This is a genomic window from Saltatorellus ferox (genome assembly GCA_007751475.1).
In the GTDB taxonomy this organism is placed as follows: domain Bacteria; phylum Planctomycetota; class UBA1135; order UBA1135.
This window is the reverse complement of sequence record CP036434.1, coordinates 6,573,109-6,590,479: the sequence shown is the minus strand read 5'-3', so window position 1 is coordinate 6,590,479 and position 17,371 is coordinate 6,573,109. Positions and strand designations below refer to the sequence as shown.

Genomic DNA, 17,371 nt, shown 5'->3' with positions numbered 1-17,371 from the left:
ATGTGGGCTTCGACCCGGGTGACCGGTCATGAAATGCGCGAGAGAGGAGCGGCACGCTGGCGTACGGTGCGCCTACTGTTGCGTTGCATGCCCAGAGACGCGGCTCGTTGCATGAATTCTGGCATCGAGTGTGACCCCTCGCTGGGAGTATTCGACGTGGTCCAGAGGCGCCCGGTTGACCGTTCCGTTCCAGTGCGCCCCTAGGGAAACTCGGAACGGAACGCGGAACGTGGCTCTTGATCGCTGTCAGATCAAGGCCCACCCCTCACCTGCACGTTCGATGCGGCCGTCGCTCGAAAGTCGCTCCAATGCTGTCCCCAACCGTGCATTGTTGACTTGCAGCGCCGCCTGAAGCGCGGTCCGCGTCATCGGCCTCTCCTCCCGCTCGAGGATCTCCACAACGCTGTCCATCAGCGACCGCTCCCGTGTCAAGGACCGGGCAAGGAAACCCACCCCTGGCTCGGCAAAGCGGTCCCAGGGGGGTGTATCACTTGTTCTGTAATTTCGGCTTCGGCTCGACTGACCATCTGAACCTGCAAGGCGCGTGAGGGATCGGCCCTCACCCCTGAGGGGCCGATTCGTCACGTGCCGGTTGCGTGGGAGGCCATCGTTGGCTTTCGTGGTGTTAACCACAACCCCACTCGACCAACGATGCCTCACCACGAAGCCGACGCTAACAAGATCTCCCTCGTCCTGGAACTTCTGACTGAGCACGGTTTCGACCGTCTCGCTGAGGCGATCCAGATCCTGCTCAACGAAGCCATGCTGATCGAACGTTCCGACTACCTGAACGCCGCGCCGTACGAACGCGCAGAGTCCAGGCGCGGGTACGCGAACGGGTTCAAGCCCAAGCGCGTCGCGTCTCGTGTCGGCGAGCTCGAGCTGCGCATCCCGCAGGTTCGGGAAGCCGCCGAGGGCGGAGAGCGCTTCTATCCGAACGCCCTCGAGCGAGGAGAACGTGGCGAGAGGGCTCTCAAGCTCGCGATCGCAGAAATGTACATCAACGGCGTCTCGACACGCCGCGTTCAGAGGGTCACTGAGGAGCTCTGCGGGCTCAAGATCACATCTTCTCAAGTCTCACGCGCGACTCAGCTCCTCGACGAAGAGATCTCCTCGTGGAGGAGTCGCCCCATCGGCGCCTGTCCCTACCTCGTGCTCGATGCACGCTACGAGAAGGTGAGGATCGGCGGCTCCGTGGTCACGGCGGCTGTTCTCGTCGCCATGGCGGTACGAGAGGACGGGAAGCGATCGATCGTCGGCGTCAGCGTTGCCACCTCCGAAGCTGAGGTCCACTGGCGGGAGTTCCTGCAGTCGCTCGTCCTCCGTGGACTGCATGGTGTGCGCCTCTTCACCAGTGACGACCACCCCGGCATCAAGGCCGCTCTCGCATCCGTCTTCCCTGGCGTTGCCTGGCAACGATGCCAGTGCCACATGCAGCGCAACGCGCAGTCCTACGTCTCCAAGATCGTCATGAAGAAGGACGTGGCGGAGGACCTCCGCTCCATCTTCAACGCGCCGACGATGGCCGACGCCGAGCAGATCATCAAGACGGTCGTTGTCAAGTACCAGGACTCGGAGCCCAGGGTCGCCGCGTGGATCGAAGAAAACATCCACGAGGGACTCGCTGTCCTCCAATCTCCCGCCAGCCATCGTCGACGCCTCCGGACGTCGAACGCGGTCGAGAGGCTCAACAAAGAGATCAAGAGGCGAACGCGAGTCGCTGGCCTCTTCCCGAACGAAGCCGCGCTGTTGCGGCTCGTCACTGCCCTGGCCATGGAGGTCTCCGAAGATTGGGAGGCCGGCCGTCAATACCTCACCATGGAGCAAGCCTGATCTTCCTCGCGGACGAAATTACAGAAGAAGAGTTGCTCTATCGGTCCCAGTCGAGCTCGCCTAAGCGAACCCACTACGTTTCGTCGCCGAAGCCAAACGCGGCGGCAGGAACTGCGGAGCTGTGATGTCCCTGCCACCGCGTTCGGCGTCGGAACTCGAGGTGGTCAGGAGAGAAAATGTGGATGAGGGCTCAAGGTCGCGGATCACGTCAGCGCGGCCGCTGGAGCGCCGTGGGCCTTCGGATTTCGGAACGAACCTCCCGTCATCTCGATGACGTGCGCGTGGTGCAGAAGCCTGTCCATCGCTGCTGAGGCCATGAGCTCGTCGAGGAACATCGGGTACCACTCCTCAAGCGCGCGGTTCGACGTCACGATCATCGCGCCACGCTCGTAGCGAGCTCGGATGATCTCGTAGAGATCGATGGGCTCGTCGCGCTCCAGCGGGCGGAGCCCGAGGTCATCGATGATCAGGAGGTCCGGCGACGTGAAGCGCAGCATCCGCTTCTCCAGCGAGTCGTCCGCTCTCGCCCCACGAAGCTGGGAGAGCATCGCGTGCGCGGAGGTGTAGCAGGTCGAGTAGCCCGCACGGCAGGCTCGTTCTCCGATGGCCTGGGCGATGTGGGACTTGCCCACTCCCGTCGGTCCGAGGAGGAGAGCGTTCTCCTTGCGGTCGATGAAGGAGCACGTGGCGAGGTCGACAATCTTCGCCTTGGGCACGGTCGGATTGAACGACCACTCGAACTCCTCCAAGCTCTTCGCGCCGTCGAAGTTCGCCTTCCGAAGTCGCATGCTGAGCTGCTTCGACTCCCGACGCTCAATCTCGTCAGAGCAGAGGCGGAGCAGGAACTCTCCGTGGCTGAGGTTGTCGTCCACAGCTTCGCGCGTACGCAGGTCCAGGGTTTGAAGGACGCCCGACAGGCGCAGCTTCTTGAGATAGGGAATGAGGTCGTCGGTGACGGCCATGGGTTACTCCAGGGGTTGGGGAAAGAGAGAGTTGTCGGGGCAGCGCGAATAGAGCGCTCCCTTCGACCACCTGCGAGGCGCCTCCTCGTACTCGAGCGGTTGCAGGTCGAGCGCCTTCGTCAGGATGTTCTTGATCGATCGATACTCGAGGTTGTCGTAGTACATGGCCCTTCGTGCCGCGCGCTCGGCGCGCTCTGGCGGGAATCCCTCGAGAAGCTTCACGATCTGTTGCACAGGTCGGATTCGGAGCAGCACGTCGTCGCCTCCGAAGATGCGATCGACGAGAGCGGCGACCTCAGGTCCGATGGCCTTGGCTCGCCTCTCCCACGTCTCACGGGAACGCTCACGAAGGTCCCTCCGCCCTTCCCGAAGATGTTCTTCGACGGTGGTGCGCGATCCCGGCATTCCCCTGCGATGCCGCCATAGAACGGCGTCGTTCGCGAAGATCTCTATCTCGCTCTTGGAGCATCGAACCCAGAGGAGGTCGCCGACGTTCCTCCAGGGCACGGAATAGAGCGCATTGTCGATCTGGAGGTGGGTGTCGCGGTGCACCTTCGCTCTCTTCCAAACGATCGGGTTCCACCGATTCCGTGGGAGTGGCATCAAGCAGGCGCGCTCCTCCGTGTCGAAGACCTCGATGGGCATGCGTCGGGTCGTCCCATGGCACCGACGGTCAGCGACCGCGGCGAGCCACTGAAGGAGGAGCTTCTGACACTCGACAACGTCGACCTCCGGCAGCGTTGCCAGGAAGTTGTTCTTGATGTACTGGGCGTCGCGTTCGAGCTTGCCCTTCTTCTCGGGCGACCGCACAGGCGTCGGGTCGATCTGGAAGCCGAAGAACCTGGCGACCTCCATGTAGCTTCGGTTCAGCTCGACGTCGTCGCCAGCGCCGAAGCTGTGTCTGATGACTGCCGACTTCAGGTTGTCGGGAACCACGACCTCAGGGACCCCTCCGAAGTAGAGGAACGCGTTGACGTGCAGGCGCTGCCACGTCGCAGCGGACTGATCGAACACGAACTCGGCGTAGGTGCGCCGGCTGTGGCCCAGCGTCATGATGAAGATCCACGTCTTCCGCAGGGCTTTCTGGACAGGGTCGTAGCGCTTCCCTCCCAAGCAGAAGTCGACCTGCGCCACGTTCCCGGGCTGCGTGACGACGGGGATCGCGATGTCAGTAGCCTTGGGGCCTTCGCCCTTCTTGAGCTGGCGGCAGAATCGCTTCACTGCGGAGAGCGACCCGGTGTAGTCAGCGACGTTGACCCGAAGGAAGTCGTGGATCGCGGTCGGGCCAGCGCCGTCCTTGTGCAAGGCCTCGATCTTCTTCCGCCAGGCCTCCACTCGGGAGGTCTTCTGCGCAGGTTCTCTGCGGACCACGCCGAGGGCGACGGCGTCGCGAAGGGCGGGGAGGTCCGGGAGCACCTCGACACATCCGTCGAGCAGGTGAGCCGCGTCGAGCGCAGCGAGGTAGCGGCGCAGCGTCGTGCGGCCCATCGCGAGCTTCTCTGCGATCCTGCGCTGGCTGTTGCCGAGGCGGTGGAGTCGAACGGCTTCTTGGAGGCGGTGCATGGCAATCTGAGGTGCGGTCATGCGCTGCTCGTCGGGCGGCTTGGGCCTGCTCGAACAGCACGGATCGCAGATCAGATTGAGACGGTCTCAGGTCGAGACATGGAGCTGCTTTGGCGGGCCAGCCTGGGCTCGCTTTGGCGAGCTGGGACTGGGACCGCTTAGGCGAGCTGGGTACTCGGTGGCATGGCGAGAGTGGGACCGCTTAGCCGAACTGCGAGTGGGTTTCATACCCCGAGCCATGACATCCCGCGAAGCGAATGCGGCCGCCCGATCGCAGACGCGCAGTTGCGAGCTGCCACTGGCCTCGTCGACGATCAACTCAATCTCCATCGGATCCGGGGGACTCGCCGCCCGGTGTTCGAGCGTCAGCATGAGCCGCTCTCCCGTCCTCGTAAGATAGGCGTTGGAATCGCCGATCGCGTGCAGATCGCTCGATCCCCGCAACGACTGCCCGGGCTGCGCCCGGGCCCTCTTGCTCGCATGATGCACGAGTACGATCGCGGTCTCGAACCGTCGTTGCAGCCCTCGAATGAAGCCCAGAAGCTTCGATATTTCTGCGGAGCTGTTCTCGTCGAGCTGGTCCAAGCGCACGAGTGGGTCCAGAATCAGCAGCCGTGGCCGCAGGCTTTCGAGCGTCGCCGCGAGCAGCTCCTGATCCACCACTGTGTCGATCCGCAACGTCGGCGCCGTGATCACGTGCAAGTCCAGCGACGCGATGTCGAGTCCCCGATGCATGCATAGCCCCTCGATCCGCGACCGAACCTGGGGAAGCGAATCCTCCGCAAGGTAGACCAGCGCTCGACCAGGCTCGGCCACAGGGAAGTGGCCCAGTGCAGGCAATCCCGAAGCCACGCTCACCGCCATGTCGAGTCCAAGCCAGGACTTGCCGAGCTTGGGAGCACCGCCGATCAGTCCGATCGCCTCACGCGCCCAAAGCCCCTCGATCAGCCAGTGTTCATTGGCCGCCTGGGCTTCGAGGTCCGCCGCGCGAAGCACAGGCAATGTTGCTTTGGTGTTCTCTTCCATCATGGCCAGAGCACCTTCTTCGCCTGGGCGACGTAGGCCGCGCAACAGGTGCCCGCATCGCTATCGTGCGCGATCCCGAGGGTCTTGCGGGCGAGCTGGTCCGTGGCTCGCAGGTTGCCCCGGCCGATCTCGAAGATGGCGTCCAGTGAGCCTCCGTCGAAGGGCACGGTCGCTGCACCGGCGATCGCGCAGCGATGCTCGATGTAGGCTTGCGTCTCGTCGCGCGAAAGCGGGCGTAGGGTGGCGAAGTGCGATATCCGCTTCGCCACATCATCGAGCTCCTCCCGCCGCAATGCGTCGCGGAGCTTTGGCTGCCCCGCGAGCACGATGCTGAGCACGAGTCGACTGTCCATGTCGAAGTTGGTCAGGATCCGGAGCATGGCAAGAACCTCGACTCGTAGATCGTGCGCCTCGTCCAGGATGAGAACTGGCCGCAGGCCCAGCGTCTCGGACGTCTCGGTGAAATTCTCCTGGAGCTTACGCACGAGCGACGGGTAGGTCCCGGCGGGCGGTAGCCCGAGAGCCGCCGCGATCTCGCGGCACATGTCGCGCTTCGACAGGCCCGTGACCTTCACGTAGTGCGTTCGGTAGCGCGCTTCAGGGAGGGCGTGGACGAGTGACCGAAGAAGCGCGGTCTTGCCGGTTCCGGCGGGCGCGACGAGAGCGCATGACATGCGCTGATCGATTGCCTCTGTCAGGCCCTTGAGCGCGTCGTCATAGACTTGAAGTGGATACCGGTCGGCGATTCCGAACTCGCGCGTGAAGGGCGTGCAGTGAAATCCAAATCGGGAAAGGAGGTCTTTCATTGCTCGTCCCTCCAGTCTTCGGCGGACTCAGGCTCGTCACTGGCGGGGAAGCCGCCGTCGTGATCGACGACGGAGCCGAAGTCTCGCTCGAAGGCCATGTCGGCGGCTGACTTCGGAGGCGTACCCTGCACGCCTCCGCTCTTTGCTCCGGATGAAGCCTTGCCTTTGGCTCGCTTCGCATGGGCGTTCTTGGTGAGGTCGACGGGGTGGAGATCGATGAGCTTCCCCTGGTGCAGGAACGCGAAGCTGTTCTCGAGCACGCGCCGATGGATCTGCACACGCTGGCCCGCATAGCCACGAGGCATCTCGAACGCCACGGAGTCGATCGAGACAATATTGTCCGCCGCCACGCGTCGCTCGAGCCAAACAGTGAACTTGCTCTTGAGCTCGGCCGCATCGCGATGGAATCGAAGCGGGACTGCATCCCCGTGAAACCGCTCCCAGGGCGTCGCGCCGTCGAGGCTCGCGTGCGCGCGATGTCCGTACTCTTGGCTCAGGTAGTGCTGCAAGCACAGCTCCAGCGCGCCGCAATCCGTATCGACTCCGGGCCTTCCATCGAGGTTGCGCAGGACGTCGCCCACGGCTGTGCGGTGGAAACGCTCGATCTTGCCGTGCCCCTCGGGGTACCTCTTCTCCCCGTGGATGAGGTGAACTCCCAGATTCTTGAGGACGGTCGCCGTGTCGAGGGCGCTGAACGCTGGTCCGTTGTCGAGGAACAGCAGCTTCATGAGGCCGAACTTCCGAATGCACTCGTACAGGCCGCGCTGGAACAGCGCAGCATTCTCGGATGTGCCGACGACGACGTGCAGGCCTGCCCGGGTGCAGTCGTCGAGGAAGAACATCGCCAGGCGGCGCGCTCGCTCCGGTCCGGCTCGGAAGTGCTTTCCGTCACTGAGGACCATTTGCATGCGGTTCGAGTACGCGAATCGACGTGAGTCTCGTTCCGATGCGCCTTTTCGACGGGCGACCGAGATTCCGCGCCGCCGGAAGAGGCGATACACCGTCGTACGGGAAACCCTGGCTTTGGGCCCGATGACGCCGGTCTGGCGGGCACGTCGAATCAGCTCGGGGATCGATGCGTACTCGTCCTCTACCCGCTCTCTCTCAAGGAAGGTCACGAGCGCAGCGGGAGGGATGGTTGTCAGGGTTGGCGTTGCCTGTGAGCGCTCGAGGCCCGCAACCTCGCGTTCCTCGTAGTTCTTGATCCAGCGATGGATCGAACGCGCCGAAACCCGGCGCGGTACGCCATCGAGTTGGTGGTGCACTTGGGACACAACGGTGGTGATCGCGGACGTTCGGGATTCGCCGCGCTGAATGCGACCGAGCACTTGGCTGACGATCGCGAGCCTGAACTGGGCTCGAAGAGAGAGATTGTTCATGCCGCGAAAAGTAGGCGGCGCCCTCAGCGGCGCCCATGTCCCCAATTCGTGGGGTCTCGCGAACGCAAAAAGTCACGGAGAGGGGGACGTTCTCGAGGCTGGGAACGGTCCGCGGTCGTGCACGCGCCTCTTTGAATCCCAGTGCAAAGGCTCGCCCCATTGACCAATCCAGTGGCCGCATCGAAGCAGCGCGACGGCGGCGAACGCCGCCTCGGGCAGGTGGTCCAAGATCGAGCTGATAGCCGCGCCGCGCACTCGATAGCCTTGCCCCTCATCGCTAGAGCCCAGCTGCTCGAGGATCGTCAGCGTGTCGAGTCCGAGGACTCTGGCGATGCCCTCCCGGGTTCGATCCGCGAGCCCGCTCGCGATCCCGACGATGCGCAAACCCAGGCTCAGGTGTCGGCCCTGGGTGGACCACCATCGCTCGGGGTGCTGGTCGCCCTCGGAATCCCGCGCCCAAGCGACGGCCTGGATGGCGTCGAGGACTGCGTCGAAGAGGGTGCCGCTAAATCTCGCTTTGAGCGTGAAGGTCTCGTCGGTGTCTACCTGCGCGCCATCCGGACCGACCAAGGCTACTGACTGACGGCGATAGGGGGCGAATCCCGGCGGGTAGAGCGTGAACGCAATGTCGTGGGCAGAGCAGCGAACCACGCGGATTGGGTGGCCTGGGCCGGTCTTGCGGTGCCGATCGTGGTCGCTCGTGATGCAGCAGACCTCATGCCGATCGAGCGTGACCGCAAGTGGGCACCGGTCCGGGACGTCGGGCCTCAGGTGACCTTCAGCGTCGACGCGGTAGGTGGTAACAGCGAACGGCTTTTGCTTCGGCGTCAGAGCACGGTAGGATTCAGGCATCGTTTCTGCGATTGCTGAAGCGCTACTCCCTCGACGCAATCGCACTCGGTCTGCCCCTACGCAAAGGGGACGACCCCCCTTGGGAGTACGCGGACGGGGGCGCAGATGAGTCACCGCTGCTCGACTTCGGGGATGCGCGTGAGGGTTCCTTCTTCCCAGGCCTAAAAGCGGCATCGGTGAAGTCGCTGATTCCGTTGGGAGAGGCCGCAGGCCGCCCGCTGAAGCGCCTCATCGACCCTGATCTTGCCAGGGCGTTCCAGTCGTCGGGTTGGGGGAGTCAGTACGTGCCGCCTCCGCTGGTGGTGAACGCAGGTGGGTTCTCGTTGCACGCGGCGACGCTGATCCGCAAGGGCCAGCGGGCGCAGCTGGAGAAGCTCTGCCGGTATGTAACGAGGCCCGCCATCAGCCTCGAGCGCTTCGAGGTCCGTCCCGATGGGATGGTCTCGTGGCTGCTGCGCAAGGCCTGGCGTGATGGGACCAAAGGCTTCGTCATGACGCCATACCAGTTCATGGCTCGACTGGCGGCGCTCGCGCCGCATCCGCGCGAGCATCAGCTGACGTATCAGGGAGTGCTGGCCCCGGCCTCATCATTGCGTGATCTGGTGGTGCCGCGTCCCGTGGTTCGGAAGGAGCCGAAGGAGGTGGACGTCGCCAATGAAGACGCCGCGAAGAGTGCGGGGGAGCCGTCGAAGGACCAGAGGTACATCCGCTGGGCAGATCTTCTGAAGCGGGTGTTTTCGGAAGATGTTCTCAGCTGCCCGCGCTGCCGGGGCCGCAGGCACATGATCTCCGTGATCACAGATCCGGAGACAGCGCGGAAGGTGCTGGAGGGGGTGAGAGCGGCGGCGAGGAGATCATCCGATTTGGCCGATGGGGGAGACCCGTCATCGCCAGGGCCGAGCCGTTTCCCACCGGCAGAGCCCGAGGTCCGAATACCGATGCCGCCTCGGCAGGGGCGGCTGGACTTCGGGAAGTAGAAAGCTGCGGAAGAGCAGCGCGGGCGATCGTGCTCGATGAAACAAGAACAGCCAGCACTCTTGGGGAGGGTGCTGGCTGCAGGTCGTGGTGAAGCGAGCGGGTGGTGCCGTTCGAAGAGGGCGAATTCGAGCGAGTCCGGCTCAGCGAAGAGCCCGATGGCCGCTCGGACACTCCCGCGTGGCCCGCGAGGATGGGGGTAGCGAAGAATCGGGCCCCAGGCTACGGTGACCGGGGTGTCGACACCCCGCTTGGAAGTCCTATCCGTTGACCAGGTGGAGCGGGGCTGATTCCCGAGGCGGTGGGCGCATGCCGTTCTGCTAGCACTCTTGTACGTTTCGTGGGGACATGGCAAATTGATGGAATGACCAAGCCTGACAAAATCGGATCAACGCCACGCTCGCCATGGCTCCTCGCAGTCGTCAGCGGCATCGCCGCAACGCTCCTCTCTACATTTGTGCTCTGGGTTGCCGGAGCCTTCACTGCCAAGCTGAGCGATAGCCAAGCCGAAGCCTCAACTCGCACTCTCGCGAACGACAGCTCCTTCATTGATGCGATTACCATCAAACTCCAGAAAGCAGGGGAGCTCAAGAAGCTGGTCGGACCCCAAGGACCTAAGGGGGATCAAGGGCCTCCCGGCATCCCAGGTGGACGTGGCGAGAAGGGTGCCAAGGGAGCACGTGGCGCTGATGGAATTGGACTGCCGATTGGAACGGTAGCGGTTTGGCCGGGTCGTCTACCCGGGCAAGAGGACCAAACCTGGCACGATCAATGGCGTGTTTGTGACGGTGCCGAATTCGCTGCTGGTGAGCTGGACGATCTTGTGCGCGCGTTTGGAGGGGCGAGTGAATGGCCGTATGGCGGCGCCGCCGGAAGGTTTAGACTCCCAGATTTTAGGGGTCGATTCCTTCGGGGTGTTGGCAGTTTTGGCGCTAAACCGCTCGGTCAAGCCCAAGGGTGGTCACCGGGCGCCCATACCCATATAGTGCCGACTACATATCGCGGAACGGATCATGGGGATCAAATCAGTAGTAGTCACTCTAAAGGGCAGGCGGCAAACAGAGATTTCAGCACAGGGGTAGTGGCAGGTCCAAGCGGCGCTGATGCTGAATTTGCGGACGAGAGTCGCCCGGTCAACTATTCGGTCCACTGGATCATTCGTGTGAGGTAGCTGAGGCCGGAGGGGGACCAGCGCCGTCTTGGCGCCGCCTCTCACGTGCGCGCTCTGGTCGTGGCGGATTAGTCGGGATCTCGCTTCTTGGGGGCGGCAAGCCGGCCTCCCGGGAACCATGGCGGCTGATTTGCGTGCGTTAGATGACAGCGTGCGCGGTTCGAGTTGCCTTGTGGCCTTCGGTGGCCCTATTGGTCATCCTTGCTCGATCCTTTTGCCCGGCGGCGTCCAAGAGCTGAGAGCCATCAAGGGCCTCCCAGCCGCCGCGAAAGGCTGACGGCGTGGGGGGCTCCGTGAACGGCCTCTCCGGGAAGCCTTGAGGATGGCCGGGTCATTCCCTCTCCATTCCGGTTGGCTTTCCGTCCGGCCCTCGGCTGGAAGCAATTCAGGCTCGCCAGGCGGCAGCATTCCTCTCGAACGTGCGGGGCACTGCCACTGCTCAGCAAACGCCCCGCCGATTCCTGGCCTCTTCCCCCAAGTTCGTGATCTGGGCAGTCTCCCACACGAATCCCTGAAGCGCCCAGGCTTACTACGAGTGCCGAGAGGTGCAGCCCAAGGTTGCTCGCATGCAGGTCGTCCGGAAGGTCTACCTTGGTCTCCGCCCCTCAGTTGTCGCACAGCAACGTGTGCAACTGGACCTCCAGAGTCGTTGGGTCAACAGGGGGGATGTCGCTGATTTGATGTCGCCGTGGCGGCGGATCCTCGCAGGTCAACGGCACGCTGCAGGAGCCGCATCGATCTGGATTGACCATCTTCACCTCGTCGACGTTCTCTGGCGGTGCCTGGTCGCGCCCCTTGCCCTGGTGGCCCGGGCTGGCCATCTCGCATCTTCCCGGAGGGCTTCCTCATCGAAGGGCGAGACACGAACGTGATGTCGCTGGACGGCGGCTTGCCCGAGGTACGAAACGTCTTTGGCTTGCGCGCCTTGAGATGTTCGATCTCGGCGCTCTGCTACTTGAGGACCCTCCACAGCTTAGCAATCTCAGCCAGGAGCGACTCGATCGCTACGCTCGACGGGTTTGGAATTGGCTCAACACACAGGTACCTTCCATCGGCCCGCACTGCTCAGATCTGGCCCACTACCCTCTGATGAACGGATACGCGCTATGCGTGAAGGGCGATCAATTGGGTCTTGCCAAGCAGGTGCGCTCTCGACTTATTGAACTACTCTGCGGGAACTCGATCCCTGCGGTCCAGCACTAGCCGCACAATCCTGCCTGCGAGCGCAGACTCCATCCGCGAGCCTATCCCATTCAAGTGAACGCCCCACACGAGATTGGCGATAGTTGCAATCGTTAGCGTGGCCACGAGAAAAAATTTCACCCTGGGGCTTGCGCCGAGAACGCCAACGCCATATAAGACTGCGAAGACAATAAGTAAGAAAACCAAGAAGAAAAATGGGCGCGCAATCCATTTCGCAACTACGGCGGCCGTGTCTCGAACGTTTGCTTCCATTCGCGCTGCCCGCGCTTGTTCGTCCGATAGGGAGTCGCGCAAGTCCATCACCTGCGCCGATTGGCCCTCCTGCAATCTCTCGATGACGTCGCGGATGGAATTCGCATCGGACTCGGTTGCAGCCTCATCGAGATCGTCCTCAAGGCGAGAGAGGGAAGAGTCTGCTAGGTCAGAGCAAATTAATGCGATGGACTCATCGGAGGAGAGTTGACCCGATGAAACAAGATCCTCTAGCGTCGTAAGAAAGAGATCCCACGTGCTGGTCTTCGGCTGCAGTACAGCTTCACAGAGCGCTTCAAGCGCGCCAGCCTGGTAGTCAGCAAATTTAGAGCGAGCGCCGGGAGACTTCAGCCAGACGACATTCGAGATCCAGTATTGATGCACTACTGGCGGAATCCCCGAGAATCCCTGGTTCGTCCACCACATGTGAGTGTTCTTAGCGACTTCAGATGACCGCGTAATGAAGATTGCGCGCGCGTCATCGAGTTTGCTGGACGAGGCCCCTCTCCGCATCGTGAGGATCGCCGCGACGCTGTCGACGTCATGCGTCACCCTAGGGTCGCGAAGCGGATCACCTTGACGAGCCCGGCGTCTCAGCGCCTCAGCCAGCGACTGTTCATCCTCGGTATATTGGGGCACTCTGTCGGGGAGCTCAGCAACCTGAAGGTGCAACTTTCCCCTGACGGTCTGCTCGAGAAGCGCGATATGCTGCCTGAGCTCTGACGGCCTGATTCTTCTTCTGCGGAGTTCTCGCGTGAGGTCTGTCGGTCTTAGTGCCTTGACTCCTTGAGGAGTAGCAATTAGCTCGGACATTTTGTTGAGGATGGCGCGTACTTCGGCCAGGGTGCGCTCAAAGACATAAAGCTCGACTCCCGCCTCTCGTAGCAGTTCGATAAATGCACACTGGGCCGCCTCGATCGTCTCGCCTTCGAGGCCGAGCGCACCGAGAAGGACATTTGTATCGAGGTAGGCTCGCAGTTTTTTGAATCTGCCCTTCTCTCCGGCCACCTCGTGAAGAAGGATGGCCTGCTTGGTTACTATACCCTGCAGGAGTCCGTTGAGCTGGATCCTGGTTTCGGGTGAGGCGTTGATATCATGAAGTATAAAGCGGGCGGTTCGACGGCTCACACCTTCTTCTGTGTCGATTTCGTCCAGTGCGAGGTCTAGGTTGCCGCCAAGAAGCAGCGGAACTTGCTTGTCTTCGAGAAAAGTTAGCAGGCGAGATAGGGCCTGGTCCGTCGTAACGGACTCCTGATACTCGGCAGCGAGAAATTCAGCGAACCGAGCGCCAATGCACTCGTATTGACGTGTGATCGCTGTCACTTCATTGGTGAAATGATATGATGTGAAGTCGAAAGCCTCGTCTCGAAAATAGCGCCCGCCTTCGCGGTAAATGGCATCCTTCTTCTTTGCTCGTGTGAGGAGGACACGGCAGGTGTCGGTGGGGATGTGTAAGGCGAAGTCGTTCAGAAGCCTGCCCTGGAGGTCCTCGACTCGGAATCCGCTCTCGGAATCAAGGTGGCCGATAGCGGACAGAGCGAATGGAACGAAGAGCTCTATGTAGTCAAGGCCTCGGTCGAGGCGCGCCTGAAGTAGTGCTACTGTGCTCAGTTCTTTACGCATGTGTGTTTTGGGCGAAAGGGGGTACGCCCGACGGATTCGAACCCACGTCTCCTGCTTTAAGAACGCGGTGCTCTATTCGGCTGAGCTACGTGGGCTATGAGGGTCCTCAAGGTAGCGGGCGAGGGGGTCTGTGGCACGCCTGGGACGGGGGATCTGTAGCTCGATTACCGCCCCGATACCGATCGCCCCTACCACCGGCCGCCCCCCCCCCCCCGGCCACGCGACCACTTTCGCGCCCAGAGCCCCCTATTCCTAAGCGGCAGCCCACGGGTTCGAATCCGGACAGGGCGCAGCTCCGGGCCAACACCCGCTCGTTCATTCGGATCGGGAGCGTTACATCTTCTCCGGCTCCGCCACGCGGGCCGCGAGTGCGTCGCGCTCTGCCTTCACCGACGCGAGGGCGGTGCTTTCGGTCATCGGCTGAAGCTTCCCTTGCGGACAGCCCCATGAGTTTCGAGCGCCCAGAGGGGTCCTTCCAGGCGTTGTAGGCGAACGGCCTCGGCGCGCCGACCCCTTCGTTATCGCCGATCCGGTTCTGAGTGGCCGCGAGCTGCTGCCGGAGCCGCTCGTTCTCCGCGATGAGCTGATAGTTGTCCATCAGGTATCCTCCCCATAGACGGCGGGCTCGCGGTCGCTGGTAAACAGCGCCCCGTGGCCGCTTGGCTCGTCCGAGTCTGGGCCCAGATCGGGCTCCGACTCCCCCTGCCCTGGCTCAGTCCCGCCCAGATACACCTCGGCCGCCTTGGCCCCGAAGGCATCCTGCGGCTCGGTCCCGTCCTCCAGCCTCATCCAGATGTCGGCGGCGCGCTGGGCATCGGCCATGGAGAACTTCTCCAGGTCGCCGAACTCCGCTTGGAGCACGGCGCGGCCGATGTCCCGGGTCGCGAACTGCTCTAGCATCTGGGCGACGACCTGGCGGCGCTTGGCTGCGGCCTTCTCGGCGTCTACGGTGGGGGCGGGGTCGGCGTGCTCGTTCGGCTCCGCGCCGGCGGTCTGCGCGTCCTTGTGGACGGCCTCCTTCATCGCGGACTTCGCCTTGCGCGCCTCGATCTCGGCGTTCATCTCGTCGGCGACGCTCTGCTCGATCTCGACCTCGCGGGGCACTTCAAGCTCCTTGGGGACGTGGCTGGCCATTCGCGCACCCTCGTCGGCCTCATAGATCCCGCCGAAGCCGAAGGTCGAGCGGGCTGCCTGGATGATCGCCCGGTGCCGGATCATTCGCGCGGGCTGCGTGTTCCACGGGATCGTATCCCGCTTGCACTCGCTGACGTACTCGGTGACGACCACGGGGTGATCCCAGTCTTTGCGGTGCATGACGCAGGTCGCACTGACGGGGGTGGTGCCGTCCTCCGCGAACGCGACGGTCGCCGTGTAGCCGTTGCTCTGCGGATGACGGCTGATGAGCTTGTACCAGCCGTCGACGCTGACGATCGGCACGATCCCGGAGCCGCCCTTCTGAGGGAAGGCGTACAGCTCCTTCGTCATCGGGTTGAGGTCGTACGCCTCAGCCACCATCAAGAGCGCCTGGACGTGTTCGCGCGTCGCTGGCGGGACGTTTCGCCCAGTGGGGAAGATGGTCGCCACCATCGTTTCGAAGAGCGCCTTGCCGCTCATGTCGACCTTGGCAGCGTAGGTCTCGATCAGGTTTCCGCCGTTGGCGGCTCCGTTCGAGTGTGGGGCAAGTGGGGCAATGGTCATGGTGTTTCGGTAGGTGAGAGCGAGGGGAAAGGGGGTAGACGGGCTACGACGCCTGCGCGATCTTCGTGGCCTCAAAGCGCTCTTGCGCCGGGCCCATCTCGGACATCTCCGAGAACTGGTGATGCAGCCACTTCGGCATCTCGAGGACGTTCACTCCGTCCGCGCGGCCGGGCCATTCGTCGGACTCGAGGCAGGCCTTGTACTGGCCGCTCCAGCGGATGAAGCGCGCCTCTCCGTGGAGGACCCACGACTCACTTAGGAGGTCGAGGCGCATGTCATGGTTCCCATCGACGGCGGGCTTTTCGGTCACCGTCACGAGGCAGTGCCCGCGCCACGGGAGCCCGTTAGCGAGTAGCCCATCGCGCACCATCGCGGCCTGGACGTCGGCCGCATAGTCCACGATCGTGTAGCCAAGCTTCCGATCGTCGAGGCTGCCGGAGGTCTTGAGATCCAGGCTCCAGCCCTTCGACTTCACGTACGCGTCAGGCCTCGCTTTGCACATGAGGCCTGTGTCCTCGTCGCGCCAAAAGATCGACATCTGCGGCTCGGCGGCGTCGAAGAGCGCGGAGGCCGCGTCGTTCGCGCGGATGCACTCGATCATCTTCAGTGCCTTCTCGTAGGGCGCGTCGGTCATGTAGGTGATCCCATCGCCGGCTGCCTCCTTCTCCCACGCTTGACGCGCGGCGACGGCGCCCGGCCCCGTGAACTTCGGCTTGCGCGCGAACTGCTCGTGGAAGGCCGCCATCCCATCGAAGATCCCGACGTCTACGGCACTCCCGCGATCCATCGCAGGGGTCGTGTCGATTCCCTTGTCGATGTACCGCTTGACGGCCGCCGGGTCACCCAAGTCGAACTGGCGGAGTGTCGAACGAGAGACGGCGGCTTTGCAGGCGTGGTAGGCCTCGGCCGGGAGCCCGTGGTAGATCCCCGGCTGGGGGTCGTCGATGTTCCAGGCGGGGCTCACGCGGCACCTCCGTCGAGGGAGTCGGCGAGCGCATAGAGCGCGGCAATGGCGATGCTCGGGAGGGTATCCACCTCGCCCGCAGCGTGCCGGTCGGCAACGGTCGGGGCGGGCACTGCGCAGAGGGCGTCGGCATACGCCCGGATCTTCTCTGCATCGGAATGGCCGGCCTCCTGCTTCGCCTTCAGCTCGGCGGCCTCCGCTTCGCGCTTCGCGGCCAGCTCGGCTTCCCGCTGGGTCTTGAGTTCAGCGGCGCGCTTCTCCTGGTCGGCTCGGTCGCGCTCCTCCCGGACGGCCGCGACCTTCGCCGCCTCGACCCGCTTCACCTCGTCGAGTTCACGGCGCTCGGCCTCCAGCTTCTCACGCTCGGCCGCAGCGGCGGCAATGGCAACATCAAGCGCCTTCCGCTCCTCGGCCATCCTGGCCGCCTCAGCGGCCCGCTCTGCTTCTTCGACCTTCCGCGCGGCCTCGGCGGCGGCTTCCGCCTCCGCGCGCTCCTTGGCCTCCTGGGCCTCTCGCTCGGCTTTCTCGTCCTGATGCTTCTGCCAGCGTGCGCCGTACTCCGCGAGCATCGACTCATACTCCTCGTCGCCCCACTCGGCGATCGTCGATACCGGCACGTTCGCGCCCACGGCCTAGAGCATCGTAACCCGATCGTCGAGGACGGCCTTTGCCGCGGCTTCCTCAGCAGCCCTGCGCTCGGCGCGCTGCTCGTCGATCAGCTTCTCCTGCTCGTGCAGAGGCTCCTCGATCTCCAGGAGGGCGGCGGTGATCCGCTTCGCCTCGGTGTCGACCGCGCGCCCATACTCGAGCGCGTCGGCCTTCAGCGCCTTCCGCGTCTTCTCGACCTGAACGCGGACGGCCTTCACTTCCTTCCGGACGGTGGAGACGGCCTGGTAGCCCTCGCGATCGTCGATGTCCTCGATCTGGAGGCCCCCGGCTTTCGCAGCCAGCTCGGCGATCCCCGCATCGGTGGGGGAGTAGTTGGCGAGCGCCTCTTCGATCTGGCGCTGGATGAACGGGACGGTTTCGACTTCGGTGACGTGGTCTTGAATGGTCATGGCAGG

Annotated in this window: 14 protein-coding genes; 3 read left to right on the top strand and 11 right to left on the bottom strand. The window is 63.4% G+C overall.

Features of this window, described 5'->3' with window-relative positions:
• Positions 1 to 651: 651 nt before the first annotated feature.
• Positions 652 to 1,833, top strand: coding sequence for an IS256 family transposase (locus tag Poly30_RS23870; RefSeq protein ID WP_145194340.1), 1,182 nt, complete (start codon positions 652 to 654; stop codon positions 1,831 to 1,833).
• A gap of 203 nt (positions 1,834 to 2,036) precedes the next feature.
• On the opposite strand, the gene istB is transcribed toward Poly30_RS23870, so the two are convergent.
• The 6 genes from istB to Poly30_RS23840 form a co-directional block, all read right to left on the bottom strand.
• Positions 2,037 to 2,795, bottom strand: coding sequence for an IS21-like element helper ATPase IstB (gene istB / locus Poly30_RS23865; protein ID WP_145203496.1), 759 nt, complete (start codon positions 2,793 to 2,795; stop codon positions 2,037 to 2,039).
• Between the two features lie 3 nt (positions 2,796 to 2,798).
• Entirely contained in the window at positions 2,799 to 4,358 is a 1,560-nt protein-coding gene (gene istA, locus Poly30_RS23860; RefSeq protein WP_419190583.1) for an IS21 family transposase, read from the bottom strand.
• 87 nt (positions 4,359 to 4,445) lie between these two features.
• Positions 4,446 to 5,387, bottom strand: coding sequence for an AAA family ATPase (locus Poly30_RS23855; protein WP_145203490.1), 942 nt, complete (start codon positions 5,385 to 5,387; stop codon positions 4,446 to 4,448).
• Positions 5,384 to 6,058 (bottom strand): ExeA family protein, encoded by a 675-nt coding sequence (locus Poly30_RS23850; RefSeq protein WP_419190582.1) that lies wholly within the window; start codon positions 6,056 to 6,058, stop codon positions 5,384 to 5,386. The genes Poly30_RS23855 and Poly30_RS23850 overlap by 4 nt, the downstream gene beginning before the upstream one ends.
• Positions 6,059 to 6,186: 128 nt before the next feature.
• Complete coding sequence (locus tag Poly30_RS23845) at positions 6,187 to 7,569, bottom strand: DDE-type integrase/transposase/recombinase (protein ID WP_145203485.1); 1,383 nt, start codon at positions 7,567 to 7,569, stop codon at positions 6,187 to 6,189.
• 72 nt (positions 7,570 to 7,641) lie between these two features.
• Positions 7,642 to 8,421, bottom strand: a complete 780-nt coding sequence (locus tag Poly30_RS23840) for a hypothetical protein (protein ID WP_145203482.1) — start codon at positions 8,419 to 8,421, stop codon at positions 7,642 to 7,644.
• 11 nt (positions 8,422 to 8,432) lie between these two features.
• On the opposite strand from Poly30_RS23840, the gene Poly30_RS23835 reads away from it, so the two are divergent.
• Positions 8,433 to 9,398 carry a transposase gene (locus Poly30_RS23835; protein ID WP_419190581.1) on the top strand — a complete coding sequence of 322 codons (966 nt, stop codon included), beginning with the start codon at positions 8,433 to 8,435 and terminating at the stop codon, positions 9,396 to 9,398.
• Between the two features lie 362 nt (positions 9,399 to 9,760).
• Positions 9,761 to 10,567 carry a phage tail protein gene (locus tag Poly30_RS23830; protein ID WP_145203477.1) on the top strand — a complete coding sequence of 269 codons (807 nt, stop codon included), beginning with the start codon at positions 9,761 to 9,763 and terminating at the stop codon, positions 10,565 to 10,567.
• Positions 10,568 to 11,731: 1,164 nt separating this feature from the next.
• Here the strand turns inward: Poly30_RS23830 and Poly30_RS23825 are convergent.
• The 5 genes from Poly30_RS23825 to Poly30_RS23805 all read right to left on the bottom strand — a co-directional run bounded on the left by Poly30_RS23825 (position 11,732) and on the right by Poly30_RS23805 (position 17,365).
• Positions 11,732 to 13,645, bottom strand: coding sequence for a hypothetical protein (locus Poly30_RS23825; RefSeq protein ID WP_145203474.1), 1,914 nt, complete (start codon positions 13,643 to 13,645; stop codon positions 11,732 to 11,734).
• A 597-nt stretch (positions 13,646 to 14,242) separates the two neighbouring features.
• A complete protein-coding gene (locus Poly30_RS23820; protein ID WP_145203471.1) occupies positions 14,243 to 15,343 on the bottom strand; it encodes a recombinase RecT in 1,101 nt (366 codons plus the stop codon).
• Between the two features lie 43 nt (positions 15,344 to 15,386).
• Complete coding sequence (locus tag Poly30_RS23815; RefSeq protein ID WP_419190580.1) at positions 15,387 to 16,307, bottom strand: PD-(D/E)XK nuclease-like domain-containing protein; 921 nt, start codon at positions 16,305 to 16,307, stop codon at positions 15,387 to 15,389.
• A complete protein-coding gene (locus Poly30_RS28860) occupies positions 16,304 to 16,936 on the bottom strand; it encodes a hypothetical protein (protein WP_419190579.1) in 633 nt (210 codons plus the stop codon). Before Poly30_RS28860 ends, Poly30_RS23815 begins: the two co-directional genes overlap by 4 nt.
• 3 nt (positions 16,937 to 16,939) lie before the next feature.
• The gene (locus tag Poly30_RS23805) at positions 16,940 to 17,365 is read right to left on the bottom strand and encodes a hypothetical protein (protein WP_145203462.1); all 426 of its coding nucleotides are present in this window, start codon (positions 17,363 to 17,365) and stop codon (positions 16,940 to 16,942) included.
• Positions 17,366 to 17,371 lie beyond the last annotated feature (6 nt).